At 53.3% G+C, this 16,692-nt stretch carries 16 protein-coding genes; 3 read left to right on the forward strand and 13 right to left on the reverse strand.

From position 1 onward, the window contains the following. Positions 1-50: 50 nt before the first annotated feature. The 5 genes from QZQ29_RS00095 to QZQ29_RS00115 form a co-directional block, all read right to left on the reverse strand. A complete protein-coding gene (locus QZQ29_RS00095) occupies positions 51-467 on the reverse strand; it encodes an OmpH family outer membrane protein (RefSeq protein WP_296958218.1) in 417 nt (138 codons plus the stop codon). Positions 468-653: 186 nt separating this feature from the next. Continuing rightward, positions 654-1,073 carry a spore germination protein GerW family protein gene (locus tag QZQ29_RS00100; RefSeq protein ID WP_008859895.1) on the reverse strand — a complete coding sequence of 140 codons (420 nt, stop codon included), beginning with the start codon at positions 1,071-1,073 and terminating at the stop codon, positions 654-656. After that, a complete protein-coding gene (locus QZQ29_RS00105) occupies positions 1,066-1,824 on the reverse strand; it encodes a hypothetical protein (RefSeq protein WP_296958223.1) in 759 nt (252 codons plus the stop codon). The genes QZQ29_RS00100 and QZQ29_RS00105 overlap by 8 nt, the downstream gene beginning before the upstream one ends. Further along, positions 1,821-2,831, reverse strand: coding sequence for a WYL domain-containing protein (locus QZQ29_RS00110; protein ID WP_296958225.1), 1,011 nt, complete (start codon positions 2,829-2,831; stop codon positions 1,821-1,823). The genes QZQ29_RS00105 and QZQ29_RS00110 overlap by 4 nt, the downstream gene beginning before the upstream one ends. A 38-nt stretch (positions 2,832-2,869) precedes the next feature. Continuing rightward, complete coding sequence (locus QZQ29_RS00115; RefSeq protein WP_296958229.1) at positions 2,870-3,457, reverse strand: phosphatase PAP2 family protein; 588 nt, start codon at positions 3,455-3,457, stop codon at positions 2,870-2,872. Positions 3,458-4,118: 661 nt separating this feature from the next. Between QZQ29_RS00115 and QZQ29_RS00120 the strand changes: the two genes are divergently transcribed. Next, positions 4,119-4,799 (forward strand): hypothetical protein, encoded by a 681-nt coding sequence (locus tag QZQ29_RS00120; protein WP_296958231.1) that lies wholly within the window; start codon positions 4,119-4,121, stop codon positions 4,797-4,799. Positions 4,800-5,625: 826 nt separating this feature from the next. On the opposite strand, the gene QZQ29_RS00125 is transcribed toward QZQ29_RS00120, so the two are convergent. After that, entirely contained in the window at positions 5,626-5,847 is a 222-nt protein-coding gene (locus QZQ29_RS00125; protein ID WP_296958234.1) for an RNA helicase, read from the reverse strand. 91 nt (positions 5,848-5,938) lie between these two features. Further along, entirely contained in the window at positions 5,939-6,730 is a 792-nt protein-coding gene (locus tag QZQ29_RS00130; RefSeq protein WP_296958237.1) for a PhzF family phenazine biosynthesis protein, read from the reverse strand. 146 nt (positions 6,731-6,876) lie between these two features. Between QZQ29_RS00130 and QZQ29_RS00135 the strand changes: the two genes are divergently transcribed. Then, a complete protein-coding gene (locus QZQ29_RS00135) occupies positions 6,877-8,262 on the forward strand; it encodes a PLP-dependent aminotransferase family protein (protein ID WP_296958239.1) in 1,386 nt (461 codons plus the stop codon). A gap of 64 nt (positions 8,263-8,326) precedes the next feature. On the opposite strand, the gene sucD is transcribed toward QZQ29_RS00135, so the two are convergent. The 3 genes from sucD to QZQ29_RS00150 all read right to left on the reverse strand — a co-directional run bounded on the left by sucD (position 8,327) and on the right by QZQ29_RS00150 (position 11,829). After that, on the reverse strand, positions 8,327-9,229 hold the full coding sequence (gene sucD / locus QZQ29_RS00140; RefSeq protein WP_296958242.1) for a succinate--CoA ligase subunit alpha: 903 nt from the start codon (positions 9,227-9,229) through the stop codon (positions 8,327-8,329). 12 nt (positions 9,230-9,241) lie between these two features. After that, positions 9,242-10,438 carry an ADP-forming succinate--CoA ligase subunit beta gene (sucC, locus tag QZQ29_RS00145; protein WP_296958244.1) on the reverse strand — a complete coding sequence of 399 codons (1,197 nt, stop codon included), beginning with the start codon at positions 10,436-10,438 and terminating at the stop codon, positions 9,242-9,244. Between the two features lie 722 nt (positions 10,439-11,160). After that, positions 11,161-11,829 (reverse strand): TerC family protein, encoded by a 669-nt coding sequence (locus QZQ29_RS00150; protein ID WP_296958247.1) that lies wholly within the window; start codon positions 11,827-11,829, stop codon positions 11,161-11,163. Between the two features lie 688 nt (positions 11,830-12,517). Here QZQ29_RS00150 and QZQ29_RS00155 point away from each other — a divergent pair. Next, positions 12,518-12,643 carry a hypothetical protein gene (locus QZQ29_RS00155; protein WP_296958250.1) on the forward strand — a complete coding sequence of 42 codons (126 nt, stop codon included), beginning with the start codon at positions 12,518-12,520 and terminating at the stop codon, positions 12,641-12,643. Between the two features lie 7 nt (positions 12,644-12,650). On the opposite strand, the gene QZQ29_RS00160 is transcribed toward QZQ29_RS00155, so the two are convergent. The 3 genes from QZQ29_RS00160 to scpA form a co-directional block, all read right to left on the reverse strand. Then, complete coding sequence (locus tag QZQ29_RS00160) at positions 12,651-13,247, reverse strand: peptide-methionine (S)-S-oxide reductase (RefSeq protein WP_296958253.1); 597 nt, start codon at positions 13,245-13,247, stop codon at positions 12,651-12,653. 70 nt (positions 13,248-13,317) lie between these two features. After that, on the reverse strand, positions 13,318-14,484 hold the full coding sequence (meaB, locus tag QZQ29_RS00165; protein ID WP_296958255.1) for a methylmalonyl Co-A mutase-associated GTPase MeaB: 1,167 nt from the start codon (positions 14,482-14,484) through the stop codon (positions 13,318-13,320). An 11-nt stretch (positions 14,485-14,495) separates the two neighbouring features. Continuing rightward, entirely contained in the window at positions 14,496-16,691 is a 2,196-nt protein-coding gene (gene scpA, locus QZQ29_RS00170; protein ID WP_296958258.1) for a methylmalonyl-CoA mutase, read from the reverse strand. Position 16,692: the final 1 nt, after the last annotated feature.

Below are 16,692 nucleotides of genomic sequence, written 5' to 3' on the forward strand. Positions count from 1 at the left end.
AGGTAAGAAAAAAACGGCGCAGCCCATGCTGCGTCGTTTTTCCGTTTTCATTATTTTGCCAGTTTCTGGGCAACGGCGGAGGTTACATCTACGCCGCCGTCTACTACGGCACCCTGTTCAAGGATGATATCCAGTCCCTTTTCCTGACGAACCTGCTGGATGGCTTTCATAATGTCGGAAAGGATTGGCTGCATGGCAGCTCTTTCTTTCTGGTCCATTTCCTTCTGCAGTTCTGTAGCAATCTGCTGTTTTTCCTGGTCAGTCTTGCCTGCAGAGCGGCTCTTGAAAGCTTCTTCTGCCTTCTGGGCAGCGGTTCTCATATCAAGCTGGGCCTTCTGCATTTTCGGATGAGCCTGGAGAAGGGCATTGGAATTTACAAATCCGATTCCTGCTGCGGAAGCGGAGAACATAGCGCCAAATGCGATCATACCAGCAGCGACAGCTGCTACTGCTTTATTCATTTTCATAGTTTCCTCCTAACTGCGCCCCCGTGATTCGGGAGCCTCAAGGGAAGCGCCGATCGTCACCCTCGGGACGAATCAGTGCTTACCAGGTAAGCATAGTTTAATTTTAATCAAAGAATCGACAGGTGTCAATGGGCAGGAAGGGATTTCTGGGGAAATCTCGCATCTGATTGGCAGAAATGGAAATTTCTATTTTCCCTTGGCTTCGATAGCCGCCGTTTCCGCTTCCTCCGCCATGGCTTCCTTGGCTTCCTTCAGCGCCGCTTCCCGCACTTCTTCCTTCTTTTCCTTTTTCTTTGTGAAATGGGAAATCACTTCCGGCACCATGTTGATGACCTTGTCAATGGTTCCGTTGGCGGTGGCGTTCTTAATGGAGAAGAGCTCCACCCTTTCCCCCTTCATGATGAGCACCGCCGTGGGGGTCACTTTGCCGCCGCCTGCGCCGCCGGAGGTATTGCCGCCGTGGGCGCCGCTGCCGAAGCCGAAGGAAATATCCACGAAAGGAACGATGGTGGCATCCCCCAGATAGATGGGCTCTCCTACCACCGATTCCGTGGTAATCATTTTTTTGAAATCATCAAAAATCTGCTTTCTTACTTCATCATCCATTGTCATTTCCCCCTTGTCTGAAATGCCAGAATTCTCTTGCCGGTTTGGACAGGGCAAGTTTTATCAGTATATACAGCACATACAGCGGAATGAGCCGGCCCCGGCTCTTTCCTGTCAGTGTACACTCTTTATCCACATAATTCCACCGGATTTCCTCCGCCGCCTTCGGCAGGAAAGCATAGACCATGCCGCAGAGGATGCCCGTATGCATGGGGTCCCCCAGGCCCAGGTTTCCTTTTACTTCCAGGGTTTTGGGAAATCCGTGGGAAATCAGAAGGGAAAGGCTTCCAAGGCATCGCTCCACCAGACCGTTTTCCAGTGCAAACCGGAACTGGGCAAGGTAGGAGGGATGGGCCTTTTCCTTTGGAGGAGGCGTCTCTTCCTCGTCTTTATGGGAAATGGAAATTTCTTCCTCCCCATTTCCCTTTTCCTCAGAACCGGTCGGCCCAATTTCTTCTTTTTCTTTCTTATCCGGAACTTCTTCATCCCCCGGACCGGCAGGGCCCATGGTCTCCTCCCATGCATCCAGTGCATGGTCCAGCTCCTCCATGGCCTCCTCATCATCCTCCTCTTCCGGCTCCTCTTGATCATCATGAAGGGAGAAGACCTTCCTTTTGGAAACCAGCCCCAAAAGCAGGGACACCTTGATTTCCAATTTCCATTTCTCAAAGGAAAGGGAATAGGAAAAAGAAAGAAGCAGGATAAGGAATACCAGGGCAAGGAGCGCCGCCACGATTTCTACGATGATCATGGCGACCCATAGAGACGGCAGAGCCCGTCGGCCGCCTCCTTGACCTCCTTCACCAGGTACGACGGCGCCGTCACCTTCACCAGAGGCGCATGTTTCAGGGCCCAGGCCTTCATGGCGGAAGCGGGGATGGTCACTTCCACTGTCACCAGATCCTGCCGGGCGGACACCAGATGGGCTGCCTTGCCAAAATCATCCACAATATCACTCATAAGATGCCAGTCCGCCTCAAAGCTGCAGAGCACCGGATTTCCTATATAAACACCGTGATAGGCAAAGAGCGCATCCGAAAGCTTTCCGCCCTGCTCCACGCTTTCCAGAGATTTCTGCAGCCGCGCCGGCTCTTCAAGCACCGTCACCTCCGACATCATGTCCGCCTTGAAAATGGAAATGCCCTCGCTTCCCTCCTCATTGCAGAGAAGGAAGTACCGGTCATCCGAGGCCACCAGCTGGTAGGGACTCACACGGTACAATTTGTCCTCGCCGGACACCGTATAGCCATGGTGTTTTTTCCCGTCCGCTTCATAGTGGTCGTAGTAGAAGGAAATCTGCTTCTTCTGCGTTATGGCCCGAGACAGAAGCGCCAGCACCCCTTCCGACTCTCCCGGCCGTCCCAGGGCAGGCAGGTTCTTTATATTTTCCTTCCCGTCATCAAAGGTGCGGCTCTGCAGCCGTTTCAGCTTTTCCGCCAGCTGCCGTACCTGCTGGGATGGAAGATGGGAAAAATAGAGAATATCCATAAGCACCTTCAGCTCATTCTGGGGCAGCACATGATCCCAGTACCAGTCCAGAGCCAGAAGAGCCTCCTTTCCGTTCACCACCCGCATAACCTCCCGGCACACCACCGGCAGGCCCGCGTCCTTCAGGCGGTTCAGATTCCGCCCGATGGACTTCCTGTTCACCGTCATGCCGTACTCCGCTTCCATGAAATCAAGGATTTCCTGCTGGGTCAGCGGATGGTCCCGGTCCGACTCCCGAAAAAGGACCTGGGCAATCCGCATAATGGACATTTTGCTTCCCCTGTCGCTCCGTTCCCCTGCCATCAAGCTCACCGCCCTCTGATTTTCCGAACGGCTTCATCACTGATGAAAGAAGAAATCATAGTGAAAAAGCGGATAAACGGTGAATCGGCAATCAAGCGAAGGCCCCGGTGCACCAAGAAGGCAACCGCCGTGCCGCCCAGAAGGTCGCTGGGATAGTGGACCCCCGCAAAGAGCCGGGAAAAGGCAAGGATAAAGGCCATGGCAGCCATTACCTTAGACCCCTTCATACGCATGGAAAGAAGCTCCATCACCACCACCGCCCCGTTCATGGTGTGGTTGCTGGGGAAAGACGCATTGGCCTTATGGCCCGTAAAATTCCAGATCCGATAATCCCTGGTAAAAGGCCGTTTCCGCAGCCATATCTTTCCAATGGCAAAGGAAATCAGGGACGCCGCGCACACGCCCAGAAAAGAAAGGATGCAGCAGCGCCGCCGTTCCTCCCGCCCCTTCCCCGGCTCGAACCAGAGAAGCAGACCGTAAATCACAAATGCCCAATGCCCGTAGCGGGTAATCAGATCCATCATCAGGTCAAAGGGCCGCACCCTGCCGGCGAGCCCATTGATTTTCCGTACTATATCCAAATCCGGATTCATGAAAAAGCACCTCTTTCCACAAGGAAGCCTACTTACTATTTTTAATTTTATCATAATACCCTTTGTTTGACAAAAAAGGGCGGCGGAGCCGGGTTCATGGACACGCCCTGACGGGCGTGAGGGTTCAAAAGGTTCAAAAGGTTCAAAAGGTTCAGAAGGTTCAAAGGGTGGTGGTATCGCCTTCGGCGATGAGTTTTATAGAATGCCGCTCCGTGGCAAGGAAACATAAAGTCAGCATTATGCGACTCCCTCCCGCCGGACATGGTCATTCTAAGCGCAGCGAAGAATCTCGGTACACGGCAGCAGTGAATCACAGGCCGATAAATACCAGTCGGCGGAGAAGTACTACGATTCATACCGTAAACGTCTTAAGCCGGAACACCAGCACACCAGCTCACTAGTCTACGAGAACACTAAGCAGAGCATTACATGACTTCCTCCCGCCGGACAGGGTCATTCTGAGCCGTAGGCGAAGAATCTCGGTACGCGGCAGCAGTGACTCATAGGCCGATAAATGCCAGTCGGCGGAGAAGTACTACAGTACATGCCGATAATGCCTCAGACTAGTACACCAGCTCGCCAGCCCACTAAAGAATCCCAGTCGGCGGGAAGGCATCGTCGGCGCCTTCATGCTATAATGAATCCACAAGAAAGGATTACCATGAGAAAAGTACTGATTACCCTGGCTTCCATCCTGGCGGTGGTGGGTATTATCCTTCTGAACGCCCTCACCTTTTCTTCCCGCTATGCCAAGATGATGGAAACCACTGTCACCATCACCTCCGTCGACGATTCCTTCATGGGGAAAAAGATGAAAGAATTCTTTGCCCGGGAAGACCTGGAAGAAAAGCTGGCCCATGAAATGGAAGGGCTCCCTCTCTTCCCCAATCATCCGGAATACCATGAAGAGCTGGCCTCCCTTATGGTCTCTCTGGGGCGGGACGCCTCCCTGGAACAGGTCCGCTGCCAGGGAAGGCGCTACTATGGCGGATACCGTGTCCGCCTCTCCATTCCAAAAGAGGAAGCCATCCTCTGGAAAGACCGCCTCCGGAAAAGCCTTCCGGAAGGGCGCCTTGAATCCATCACCAACACAGACAAATCCCACATCCGCCTCCGCCAGTTCACAGGCTGGGAAGAAAAGACCGATAAAAACGGCAGTCCCTACCACCAGGGCACCGCCAGCTTCCTCTTGACCCAGGGCGGCATGACCCAGCTCGTCTACATCACCGCCGTCATCATGGAACAGGATGACACCATCCTCACCCTTTTCATCTCCGACCATAAACAGGATACAAAGGGGATACCCTTCGATGAAATGTCCGGGCCCCGCCCCATGATGTGAGGATTTCTCCACTTTATTGTGTCCCCGCTTGCGGGGTGGCAGGCGAACTTGGTTCGTAGGGGAGCAATAGCGACCTGAGAACCAAGTGAGACGCTTTCCTGTGGAGAAAGGTGGTGGCGTCAGCCACCAAAGGGGGCCCGCAGGGCGCGGCGGGTTGAAGGGTGATGGTGCTATGGGTCCATTCCGTGGACTGGGTTCATAGGGTTCATAGGGTTCAAGGGTTGTGGATTTCCGCCTTTGGCGGCAATGATTATAAAGTCAGCGTTACATGCTTACCCTTTGTATCTCCAGTGCTTTCCTGTCATTTCGAGCGATGGTCATCGCCGGTGTGAATTTCCCTTTACATGAAGCCATTGAAACGGAGTCGAGAAATCTCCTCCCTGAATGGCCCCTGTCAATAATGACTGATTTTAGTATAATTCCGGTGTTCCTCCCCTATTAAAGTTCCTTTCTCTGGAATGAGACTGCGTTACGTACACCCCAGACAGGTCATTCTGAGCGCCAGCGAAGAATCTTGGTAAGAACTGTAAGTAACATAAACGCCAGTAAATACCGGCAGCCCGGAAAACGTACCAAATGACTCTTCACTTCCCGCGGCAGTCATTCTGAGCGCCAGCGAAGAATCTTGGTAAGAGCTGTAAGTGACAAGAACGCCAGTAACTACCGGCAGCCAGAAAAGCATGCTGAATGACTCATCCTCTTCCCTAGAAAACGTCTGAAGCCGGAAGTCTATCTTCTATCTTCTATCTTCTATCTTCTACCTTCTATCGTCTATCTTCTACCTTCCCATATTCTCCACTAAAAAAGAGCCCGTGAGAGCTCTTTTTTAGTCTTCCTTATTTTCCTCTTTTTTCCTCATGGCTTCTTCTCTCTGCTTATGGGCCCGGTCGTAGGCGCCGGTCCGTTTGAGGGCCATGGAAATGACGGCCACCACGGCACAGAGAAGAATGAAAAGGTTCACCGTAGTGACCCCTTCGCCAAAGCCGATACGGTAGATGGAGTAGAAGAGAACCACCACCAGCAGGAAATCCTGAAATTTTGAAAACATACTGCCTTCCTCCGCTCATATATATATTCATACAATAGCGGAAAGAAGTGTCTTCGTCAAGTAGGGGAATCGATTAATCCGCGGAAAGCCATTACAGCCCCTTGGGGCTGTCTGCAATTTCCGCCATGCCGTAAAGAGCCGCTTTTCCCGCAAGCTGTATACGGTTTCCATCCATATGACCGTAAAGCATGCCGCCCCGGGCGGATGCCTGGTAGGCAATAATATCTTTCCTGCCCAGTTTCTTTGCCCAATAGGGGATGATGTGACAGTGGCCGCTTCCGCACACCGGGTCCTCGTCCACCAGGAGCTTCGGTGCAAAGGAGCGGGACACGCAGTCCGTATCACGCCCTCCGGCGGTAATGTTGAGGAGCAGTCCCTCCAGTGCCTTTACTCTTTCCATATCCGGCTGTGCCTTCCGAACGTCATCTTCATCGGGAAGCACGCAGAGCAGGTCCCGTCCCATCCACGCTTCCAGGGGCCTTATGCCTATGGCCTTTTCCATTTCATCCGTCACAGGCACAGGAGTCAGATGATAAGCGGGGAAATCCATTTCATAAAGGTCCCCCTTCTTCTTCACCGTCAAGGGACCGCTCAGCGTGTCAAAAACCACTTCATCCCTGTCCTTTTCGTAGAACCGGAAAAGGATATACCCCGAAGTCAGGGTAGCATGGCCGCAGAGGTCGATTTCTCCGCCCGGCGTAAACCAGCGCAGATGGTATCGCCCGCTTTCCCCCTTCACCATGAAAGCGGTTTCGGAAAAATGATTTTCCCCTGCAATGGCCATCATCATATCATCGGGAATCCATTTCTCCATCACGCACACCGCCGCCTGGTTTCCCTTAAAAATTTCATCAGTAAATGCGTCGGCCATATACTGTTTCATAGCTCTCACCCTTTCTGCATCACACTTTTCAATCATCTGCACAGCCTGTCCATTGACAATATCATAACGCCGCCGTACTATGAAGACAATCTTGAAATTGTATGTATAGCAATTTGATGAAATCTGATTTTGCAAAGGAATATGATATGCCCATCAATTCTTTCGACCATTATCCCCTCTCCTGGAAGCCTGTTTTATCAAGCCTTTCCAAGCCCTACTATCTTTCCCTGGCCGGTGATTTAGAAAAGAAAATTCTTTCCGGTGAACTGCCGGAGGGCACCAGGCTCCCGCCGCAGCGCGAACTGGCAGACTATCTGGACCTGAATTATTCCACCATCACCAGGGTGTATAATGCCTGCCGCCGGAAAGGACTGGTCTATGGTGTCACAGGTCGTGGCACTTTTGTGGCACCCCATGCTGCCGCATCCATCACCCTTGAGCATCCCTCCAGCCAAAAGGACATCATAGAAATGGGATTTATCAGCGGGTTTCCGGAACTGGCGGCCCCGGTGGAAACAGCCATGAAAAAAGTGCTTCATCAGAGCTATGTGCGAAGCCTTCTTTCCTATGAACACCCCTTCGGCTTTCCCCATCAGAGACTGCAGGCAGCAGAATGGCTGTCCCTGCTGGGCGTACATACCGATGCAGAGCATATTATCCTCTTTCAGGGTGCGGAAAATGCATTGACCACCGCCCTCTTTTCCCTTTTCCATCCGGGAGACCGCATTGCAGTAGACACCTACACCTACTCCAACTTCATACTCCTTGCCAAAATGAAAGGGCTCTCCCTTGTCCCCATCGCGGGCGACAGGGAGGGCATGATTGCTGATGAACTGGACAGGGCCTGCAGAAAAATAAAAATTCATGGCATCTACCTCATGCCCTCCTGCTCCAATCCTACCAATATCATGATTTCTCCTGCCCGAAAAGAGGAACTGGCCTATGTGATAAAAAAGAATCACCTGATATTGATAGAAGACGACCTGTACAGCTGGCTTCGGGCAGAAGAAGGCAGGGCCATGATTTCCATCCATGACCTCACAGGCAGCCGGGCTTTCTATATTGCCAGCCTTACCAAATGCCTCTGTCCGGGCCTTCGCATCGCCTACGGTGCCTTTACCGATGATATGAAAAGCGACATGGAAGAAGGCTTTTCCAATATCAGCATCAAAACCTCCTCTCTGGATGCAGAAATCATGAATGAAATGCTTCTGTCCGGCTCCGCCCAAAAGCTGCTGCACCAAAAGGCAGCTCTGGCCAAAAAGACCTGCTCTCTGTTTGATTCCCTTTTCCCCAGTGTCCCTCCCCAGCCGCCCGGCTACTTCCGCTGGCTTCCCATTTCCGACAGCCGGCCCTTCGACCAGGTGGAAAAAGAATTTCTACAGCAGGGTATCCACGTTTACCACTCCGGCCGTTTCATGGCCGCGCCTCACGAGGAAAGCAGTTTTCTCCGCGTATCCCTATGCTCCGCAGGAAATATGGCACGGCTTCGCAGGGGGCTGGAGATAATCAAGAACCATATCCATGCATAAAAAAGCGCTGGCTCCATGGCGGAATCCGAGATCACCAGAGAGTCAGCGTTTTTTATTATATTCTTCAGCAGGTATGGCAGTCTTCGTAAATGCCCTTTTCCTTCAAGAGCTGAATCACAGTATCCCCGATATCCGCCACAGTCTTCGCCACCGGGATACCTACAGCGTTCAGGGCCGCGATTTTTTCAGCCGCCGTGCCTTTGCCGCCGGAAATGATAGCGCCGGCGTGGCCCATGCGTTTGCCTGGAGGCGCCATGCGTCCTGCGATGAAGGCAGCCACCGGCTTCTTCATATTTTCATGAATCCAGGCAGCCGCCCTTTCTTCTGCGTTGCCCCCGATTTCACCAATCATGAGCACCGCTTCTGTTTCCGGATCCTCATTGAAGAGCTTCAGGGTATCGATGAAATCCATGCCCTTGATAGGGTCACCGCCGATGCCGATGGCGGTGGTCTGTCCGATGCCGGCCTGGGTGAGCTGGAAGGTGGCTTCGTAGGTGAGGGTGCCGGACTTGGACACCACCCCCACATGGCCCTTCTTGTAAATCTGGGAAGGGATAATGCCGATATTGGCTTCTCCCACGGAAATGATGCCGGGGCAGTTCGGTCCGATGAGACGGGTCTTCTTGCCTTCCATGTAGCGGTGTACCTTTACCATGTCTTCCACTGGGATATGTTCCGTAATGCATACCACCAGCTCAAGACCTGCTTCCACGGCCTCCAGGATGGCGTCTGCTGCAAAGGGGGCAGGCACGAAAATGACGGAAGCATTGGCACCGGTCACTGCCACTGCGTCCCGGACGGTATTGAATACCGGTACGTTACAGCATACCTGGCCTGCCTTGCCCGGTGCCGTGCCGCCTACGATGTTCGTGCCGTAAGCCTGCATCTGTTCCGTATGGAAACGGGCGGCCTTTCCTGTAATGCCCTGTACAATGACCTTTGTATCTTTATGGATTAATATACTCATGACCGACCCTCCTTATTTCTTTTCCTTCTGTTCTTTGGCCAGACGGATAACCTTCTTAGCCCCTTCATCCATGGAAGATGCAGGGAAAAGGTTCACAATATTCGCTTCATGGAGGATTTCCCGTCCTCTTTCCACATTCCGCCCTTCCAGCCGAACCACCACGGGGATGGGGAACTCTTCCTTCCCGCCGGAAAGGAGAGCTGCCGCCTCCACAATGCCCGTGGCAATGACGTCGCACTTATTGATGCCGCCGAAAATATTAATCAGGATGCCATGGACCTGGTCATCCTCCAGCATGATTTTGAAGGCCGCCACAATCTTCTCCGGTGTAGAATCGCCGCCTACATCCAGGAAATTGGCCGGTTCCCCACCGTTCTCCTTGATAATATCCACCGTAGCCATGGCAAGACCCGCACCGTTGACCATGCAGGCCACGTCGCCGCCCAGATTGACATAGTTCAGCCCTTCCGCAGCAGCCTCCCTTTCCTTCTGGTCCTCCTCTGTAATATCACGGAGCGCTACGATTTCCGGATGGCGGGACAGGGTACTGTCATCAAAATTCAGCTTCGCATCCAGCGCCAGCACCTCATTTTCCTCCGTCACCACCAGCGGATTGCACTCTGCCAGGGAGCAGTCCTTGTCCACGAAAAGTTTGTACAGATATTTCATGAAAGTCTTCGCCTTCGGCACCACCGCCTGCTCCATGTGGAGAGCATAGGCCATGCGGACCGCCTGGAAATCGGCCAGGCCGATGGCCGGGTCGATATATTCCTTCAGGATGGCATCCGGATTTTCCGCCGCCACATCTTCGATGGACATGCCGCCGGATTCGGAGCACATCATCACCACGCAGCGGGACTCCCGGTCCACCACAAAGGAAATATAATATTCCTTCTTAATATGGGCGCCCGCTTCGATGAGAAGGCGGTTCACCTTCTTCCCCTGGGGCCCGGTCTGTCGGGTTACCAGAGTGCTTCCCAGAAGAGCCTTCGCATACTTTTTCACCTCATCCAGTGAATGGGCCAGCTTCACGCCTCCCGCCTCGCCGCGGCCGCCGGCATGAATCTGCGCCTTCACCACCACCACCGGCGTGCCGATACGCTTCGCAGCAGCCACCGCATCTTCCACGGTGAATGCCGGATATCCTTCAGGCACATGAATGCCATATTCCTTCATAATGGCCTTGCTCTGATATTCATGTATATTCATAAACATCCCCCTTTTCGGAAACGAAAGAACCGCCGCTGCGGTTCCAGAGAAGCAGACATGAAGTCAATGCCTCCCTCTTTTTCGTTTATCAAATTACATTTCTTATCATATCACCTTATGTGTCAGCAAAAAAGATGATGCCCCATAAATAAGGTACTCTTTGCGAAATTAGCATAGCCTATATGGAGTATAGTGAGAAAAAGGGATAATATACTGGCTGCGCCTATTGGGCGCGAATGGGTTCAGAGGGTTCAGAGGGTTCAGAGGGTGATGGCAGCGGCTGCGCCGCAGTATTTAGCCTGCGTTACATACTTTCCTTCCCGCTTCCCTAGTCATCCTGAATGTTGATAAATCCCAATCGGCGGGAAGGAATGCAAATATCGCGGGCACACCTAAACATGCACAGCCCTCATTTTATGAAGAGCCAAACCGATGAATAAATCTGTATCTTTTTCTCCCCCTGATACCTCCTCCCCTCCCCCGTGACTATCCCTATAGAAACAGCACCGGCGAAGTCCCCTCAGAAATCCTGCAGGCGCCCATCCATGGAGCAGGAGGGAGGGGATGGATAGGAGGCTGCTTCGCTTCAGTGCACTGAAAAATGGAAAATCAAGAGCATAACGGCCAGGGGTAAGGCAGGACGGACTGCCTGATGTGGTATGCTCTTTTCCATGCAAAAAGGCTTCACACATGTCTGTGAGGCCTTTTTGACGTGGAGAATTTTATTTCCTATGGCTTTTGAGGTATCCCAGGACGCAGACGGCGAGGGCCAGGAAGGCGGGGAGTCCCGTTTCTATCCAGCTGCCCATCGCATTTTCAATCACCGGACCCAGAACTTTGTCGTGAAGGAACATGGTGCCGGAGGTCCAGCCAATCATGGCGGCACCGGCGTACATGAGGAAGGGGAAGCGATCCAGCACTTTTCCTATGAGCTGGCTTCCCATGACGATGATGGGGATGCTTACCATGAGGCCGAAGACCACCAGAAGGAAATCGCCGTTGGCGGCGCCGGCTACGGAGAGGATGTTATCGATGGACATGAGGAAATCCGCCAGGATAATGGTTTTCACCGCAGTCCACAAGTTATCGGAGGCTTCAATGTGCGGGTCTTCGTCTCCCGGCGCCAGAAGGTGGATGGCAATGGGGATGAGGAGGATGCCGCCCAGCACCTGAAGGTAGGGAATGGTGAGAAGCCATACGGCCACAACGGTTAGGACCATGCGGAGCCCTACGGCGCCTATGGTACCGATCAGGATCGCTTTTTTCCGCTCCTTTTCCGGGAGGCGGTTGGAAGCCATGGCAATGACCACCGCGTTGTCCCCTCCCAGGGATAAATCCATCAATATAATGGCTCCTACGCTGAGCCAGAACTGCAGTGTAAATATTTCCATGGTTGTCCCTTTCACAATAAAAGAAACGGCATGATTCACTGCCGTTTCTTTCCAATGAATAACTGTCAGTCATTATTATAGTCGTTCTTATGGAGGTGTCAAATGGATGAGAAATTAGACGATAGAAGATAGAAGATAGATGGTAGATGGTAGACGATAGAAAATAGATGATAGACTTCAGACTTCTGGCTTCCGGCTTCAGACGTTTTCTAAGGAAGAGGATGAGTCATTCAGCATGCTTTCCGGACTGCCGGTATTTATTGGCATTTCTGTCACTTGCGGTTCTTACCAAGATTCTTCGCTTCGCTCAGAATGACTGCCGCGGAAGGAGAAGAAAGAAGCATTCGGCATGCTTTCCGGACTGCCGGTATTTACTGGCATTTCTGTCACTTACGATTCTTGCCAAGATTCTTCGCTGGCGCTCAGAATGACCGGCGTGGAGAGGAGAAAGAATCATTCAGCATGCTTTCCGGACTACCGGTATTTACCGGCGTTCCTGTCAATTACGACTCTTACCAAGATTCTTCGCTGGCGCTCAGAATGACCGGCGTGGAGAGGAGAAAGAAGCATTCAGTATGCTTTCCGGACTGCCGGTATTTATTGGCGTTCCTGCCACTTGCAACTCTTACCAAGATTCTTCGCTGGCGCTCAGAATGACCGGCGTGGAGAGGAGAAAGAATCATTCGGCATGCTTTCCGGACTGCCGGTATTTACCGGCGCTTCTATCACTTACAATGCTTACCAGGATTCTTCGCTGGCGCTCAGAATGACCGGCCCCGGGAACGGCGCCAAGGACACGAAGCCGGAAACCTAAAGCCCTCTCACTCCTCTGCCTTTCCGATGGTGCCCAGTTTTTCCAGAAGGTCGATGTGGATGGGTGTGTAGGTGCCGGGGTGTTTTCTCAGGTAGAACTGTTCTTCTTCCGGCGCTTCGTAGAAGTTTTCCAGCGGTTTCATTTCTGTCCTGATTTTCGGGCGTCTTCCGCCTTCGCCTTCAAATTCGTTGAAAACGATGGCGGCGTCGGTCATGCGGCGGGTGATGCCCCGGTTCTGCAGGAAGATGAGGTAGTAGGAGATCTGCATGGTGTCTTCGCGGCTGGTGTAGTAAACGCCGCTTTTGAACTGGGGCCCCACGGCTTTTCCCTGGATTCCGTCGGTGTAGGGGTTGATGATGGTGAAGAAGAGGGAGAGGAGGCTCACGATGTCGATTTTCTTTGGGTTGTAGATAACCTGTATGCATTCTCTGCCTTCCACTTTCCCGCTGTATATGTCTTCTTTGGAGGGCGCCTCCCGGCTGCAGTTGGCAAAGCCCGCCCGCACCCGGGCTACGCCTTTGACCCGGGAGAAGACTTCCTGCAGTCCGTAGTAGGGTCCTCCTGCCAGGTACAGTTCTTTCATAAATGCTCCGTTAATGTACATAGTTTCCTCCTTTATTTCATAAAAAGGGAGCGTCCGGAAACGGGCGCTCCCTTTTGAAATTCAGATTTCCTCAGGAATCCAGATGGCGGGCGGCGGCTCTGTCAAGGTCGAATGTCTTAATCAGTTCCGCCACTGCCTGGCTGGGCGATACCACACCTGCCAGCACCGCTGCCCTCACTTCCGGAAGTCTGCCTTTGATGACAGGGTCTTCGTAGAAGAGGTTGTGCAGGTGCTCGTCAATCATGGTCTTCACCCAGGCGATAATCTGCCGCTGGCGGCGGTTTTCAAAGGCGCCGGACTGTTTCGTCACCTTTTCAAATTCCCGCATCACCGCCCAAAGCTCTAAGAGCCCTGTTTTTTTCAGGGCGGAGCAGCGATAGGCGTGGGTTTTCCAGCCTTCCGTGGCGGGGCGGATAAATTCCACCATCCGTTCATATTCGCCCTGGGTGACCTTGGCCCTTTCCAGATTGTCGCCATCTGCCTTATTGACTACGATGGCGTCTGCCAGTTCCATGATGCCTTTCTTGATGCCCTGCAGGTCATCGCCTGCACCGGTGAGGACCACCAGCATGAAGAAATCGACCATGGAGCGGACCGTGGTTTCGGACTGTCCTACGCCGACGGTTTCCACCAGGATCACGTTGCAGCCTGCGGCTTCGCAGAGCATCATGGTTTCACGGCTTTTTCTGGCCACACCGCCCAGGGTGCCGCCGGAGGGAGAGGGTCTGATGAAGCAGTTTGGCTCCCGGGACAGTTTCTGCATTCTGGTCTTATCCCCCAGGATGGACCCGCCGGTGATGGAGCTGGTGGGGTCCACCGCCAGCACGGCCACTTTATAGCCCTGCTGGCAGAGGAGCTGTCCGAAGGCTTCGATGAATGTACTTTTCCCTGCGCCGGGAACGCCGGTAATCCCGATGCGAAGGGAGTGTCCGGTTCTTGGAAGGAGTGCCTGCAGCACGCGCTGGGCTTTGTCGAAGTCCTTGGGAGCATTGCTCTCGATGAGGGTAATGGCCCTGGCCAGTATCATACGATCCCCCTTCTTCACGCCTTCCACGTAGTCTTCCACGGACATTTTCTTCCGAAGAGGCACGCGGCGAAGGTTTTCCTTCGGGTAGTACTTGGCGCTGGTGACGCTGTTCACGGCACTGTCAATCCCGCGCATGACGGTACAGGCAAATTCAGGGTTCTTTTCCTTCGGCACCCAGCTGGGTCTCAGGTCATCATCGTTATCAGGCATAAGCGCTTACCTTAACCTTCCCTGGCTTCAGCTTTAGCGCGGTCTACAAGAATCTGCAGAAGTTCGATGCAGCACTTCGGGATGTTGGTGCCCGGTCCGAAGATGGCGGTGGCGCCATGGTCATAGAGGAACTGGTAGTCCTGGGGCGGGATAACGCCGCCGATGCAGACGAGGATATCGCTGCGGCCCCGTTTCTTCAGTTCTTCCACCAGAGCAGGAAGCAGTGTCTTGTGGCCTGCTGCCAAAGAGGAGAAGCCAACAATATGAACATCGTTATCTACGGCATCCTGGGCAGCTTCTTCCGGTGTCTGGAAGAGAGGACCTACGTCCACGTCCCAGCCCATGTCGGCAAAGGAGGATGCCAGTACCTTCTGGCCTCTGTCGTGTCCGTCCTGGCCCATCTTGCAGAAGAAGATACGGGGGCGGCGGCCTTCGAGCTGTTCAAATTCATCAATCAGTTTCTTGGCCTTGTCAAACTGTCCGTTATCCTGGAATTCGCTGGAGTAAACGCCGGATACGGTATGGATGGTGGCGTTGTAGCGGCCGGATACCTTTTCCACGGCGTCGGAAATTTCACCAAGGGAGCAGCGGTCATGGGCTGCCTGTACGGCGGCATCCAGAAGGTTGCCGTTTTCGCGGCTTTCCGCACATTTGGTGATGTGTTCCAGATCCCGGCGTACCTTTTCGGGGTCCCGGATGGAGCGAAGTTTTTCAAGGCGCTTAATCTGTGCGTTCCGAACGGCGGTGTTATCTATGGAGAGGACGTTCAGCGGATCTTCCTTGGCCAGACGGTACTTGTTCAGGCCTACGATGGTTTCTCTGCCGGAGTCGATGTCTGCCTGGCGGCGGGCAGCGCATTCCTCGATACGCATCTTCGGAAGGCCGGTGGCAATGGCCTTGGCCATGCCGCCCAGGGATTCCACTTCCTGGATATGGGCCCAGGACCGTTTAATCATTTCATTGGTCAGGTATTCCAGGTAGTAGGAGCCGCCCCAGGGGTCGATAATCTTGCAGACTTTAGTTTCATCCTGGATATAGAGCTGTGTATTTCTTGCCAGACGGGCGGAGAAATCTGTCGGCAGTGCGATGGCTTCATCCAGCGCATTGGTGTGCAGGGACTGGGTGTGGCCCAGAGCTGCGGACATGGCTTCCATACAGGTCCTGGTGATGTTGTTGAAGGGGTCCTGTTCGGTGAGGGACCAGCCGGAGGTCTGGGAATGGGTACGGAGGGCCATGGATTTAGGATTCTTGGCGCCGAAGCCCTTCAGAATCTTGGCCCACAGCACTCTGGCGGCCCTCATTTTGGCCACTTCCATGAAGTAGTTCTTGCCCTGGTCCCAGAAGAAGGACAGACGTTTGGCGAAGGCATCCACCGGCAGTCCTGCTTTTTCGCCGCAGCGGATGTATTCCATGCCGTCGGCCAGGGTGTAGCCCAGTTCCAGGTCGCAGGTAGCGCCGCATTCCTGGATGTGGTAGCCGGAAATGGAAATGGAGTTGAATTTCGGCATGTACTTGGTGGTGTATTCGAAGATATCGCCGATGATGCGCATGGACATGGCCGGCGGATAGATGTAGGTGTTGCGGACCATGAATTCCTTCAGGATATCATTCTGGATGGTGCCCTGGAGAATCTTCCTGTCCACGCCCTGTTCAATGCCGGCGCAGATGAAGAAGGCCAGGATAGGAAGGACGGCGCCGTTCATGGTCATGGATACGGACATCTGGTCCAGCGGAATGCCATCGAAGAGGATGTTCATATCCAGCATGGAACATACCGATACGCCTGCCTTGCCCACATCGCCTACAACGCGGGGGTTGTCCGCATCGTAGCCGCGATGGGTTGGAAGGTCGAATGCAATGGACAGCCCTTTCTGTCCGGCAGCCAGGTTTCTTTTATAGAAAGCGTTGGATTCTTCGGCGGTGGAGAAGCCGGCGTACTGGCGTACGGTCCATGGACGGAATACGTACATGGTGGAGTATGGACCTCTCAGGAAGGGCGGGATGCCGCTCATGAAATCCAGATGATTGCATTCTTTGTAAATGTCCTTGGTGTAGAGCGGACCTACGGGGATACGTTCCAGGGTGGTGTCATACAAATCATTGTAGGATTTGCCGGTGGTTTCTTCCAGGTCCTTTTTCCAGGTGTCGTAATCGCAGGAAGGATGGGCTTCCAGGTCGAGTTTTGTGAAATCGGGATTCATTGCCATA

This window comes from uncultured Dialister sp. (genome assembly GCF_900538805.1).
Lineage (GTDB): Bacteria > Bacillota > Negativicutes > Veillonellales > Dialisteraceae > Dialister.

Coding starts and splice junctions, on each gene's coding strand:
- QZQ29_RS00130 (WP_296958237.1), bottom strand. CDS start 6,730: ATGAAACAGTATATGGCCGACGCATTTACTGATGAAATTTTTAAGGGA.
- QZQ29_RS00160 (WP_296958253.1), bottom strand. CDS start 13,247: ATGTACATTAACGGAGCATTTATGAAAGAACTGTACCTGGCAGGAGGA.
- QZQ29_RS00105 (WP_296958223.1), bottom strand. CDS start 1,824: ATGATCATCGTAGAAATCGTGGCGGCGCTCCTTGCCCTGGTATTCCTT.
- sucD (WP_296958242.1), bottom strand. CDS start 9,229: ATGAGTATATTAATCCATAAAGATACAAAGGTCATTGTACAGGGCATT.
- QZQ29_RS00120 (WP_296958231.1), top strand. CDS start 4,119: ATGAGAAAAGTACTGATTACCCTGGCTTCCATCCTGGCGGTGGTGGGT.
- QZQ29_RS00155 (WP_296958250.1), top strand. CDS start 12,518: ATGCTTTCCGGACTGCCGGTATTTACCGGCGCTTCTATCACTTACAAT.
- meaB (WP_296958255.1), bottom strand. CDS start 14,484: ATGCCTGATAACGATGATGACCTGAGACCCAGCTGGGTGCCGAAGGAA.
- QZQ29_RS00095 (WP_296958218.1), bottom strand. CDS start 467: ATGAAAATGAATAAAGCAGTAGCAGCTGTCGCTGCTGGTATGATCGCA.
- QZQ29_RS00100 (WP_008859895.1), bottom strand. CDS start 1,073: ATGGATGATGAAGTAAGAAAGCAGATTTTTGATGATTTCAAAAAAATG.
- sucC (WP_296958244.1), bottom strand. CDS start 10,438: ATGAATATACATGAATATCAGAGCAAGGCCATTATGAAGGAATATGGC.
- QZQ29_RS00135 (WP_296958239.1), top strand. CDS start 6,877: ATGCCCATCAATTCTTTCGACCATTATCCCCTCTCCTGGAAGCCTGTT.
- QZQ29_RS00125 (WP_296958234.1), bottom strand. CDS start 5,847: ATGTTTTCAAAATTTCAGGATTTCCTGCTGGTGGTGGTTCTCTTCTAC.
- scpA (WP_296958258.1), bottom strand. CDS start 16,691: ATGGCAATGAATCCCGATTTCACAAAACTCGACCTGGAAGCCCATCCT.
- QZQ29_RS00150 (WP_296958247.1), bottom strand. CDS start 11,829: ATGGAAATATTTACACTGCAGTTCTGGCTCAGCGTAGGAGCCATTATA.
- QZQ29_RS00115 (WP_296958229.1), bottom strand. CDS start 3,457: ATGAATCCGGATTTGGATATAGTACGGAAAATCAATGGGCTCGCCGGC.
- QZQ29_RS00110 (WP_296958225.1), bottom strand. CDS start 2,831: ATGTCCATTATGCGGATTGCCCAGGTCCTTTTTCGGGAGTCGGACCGG.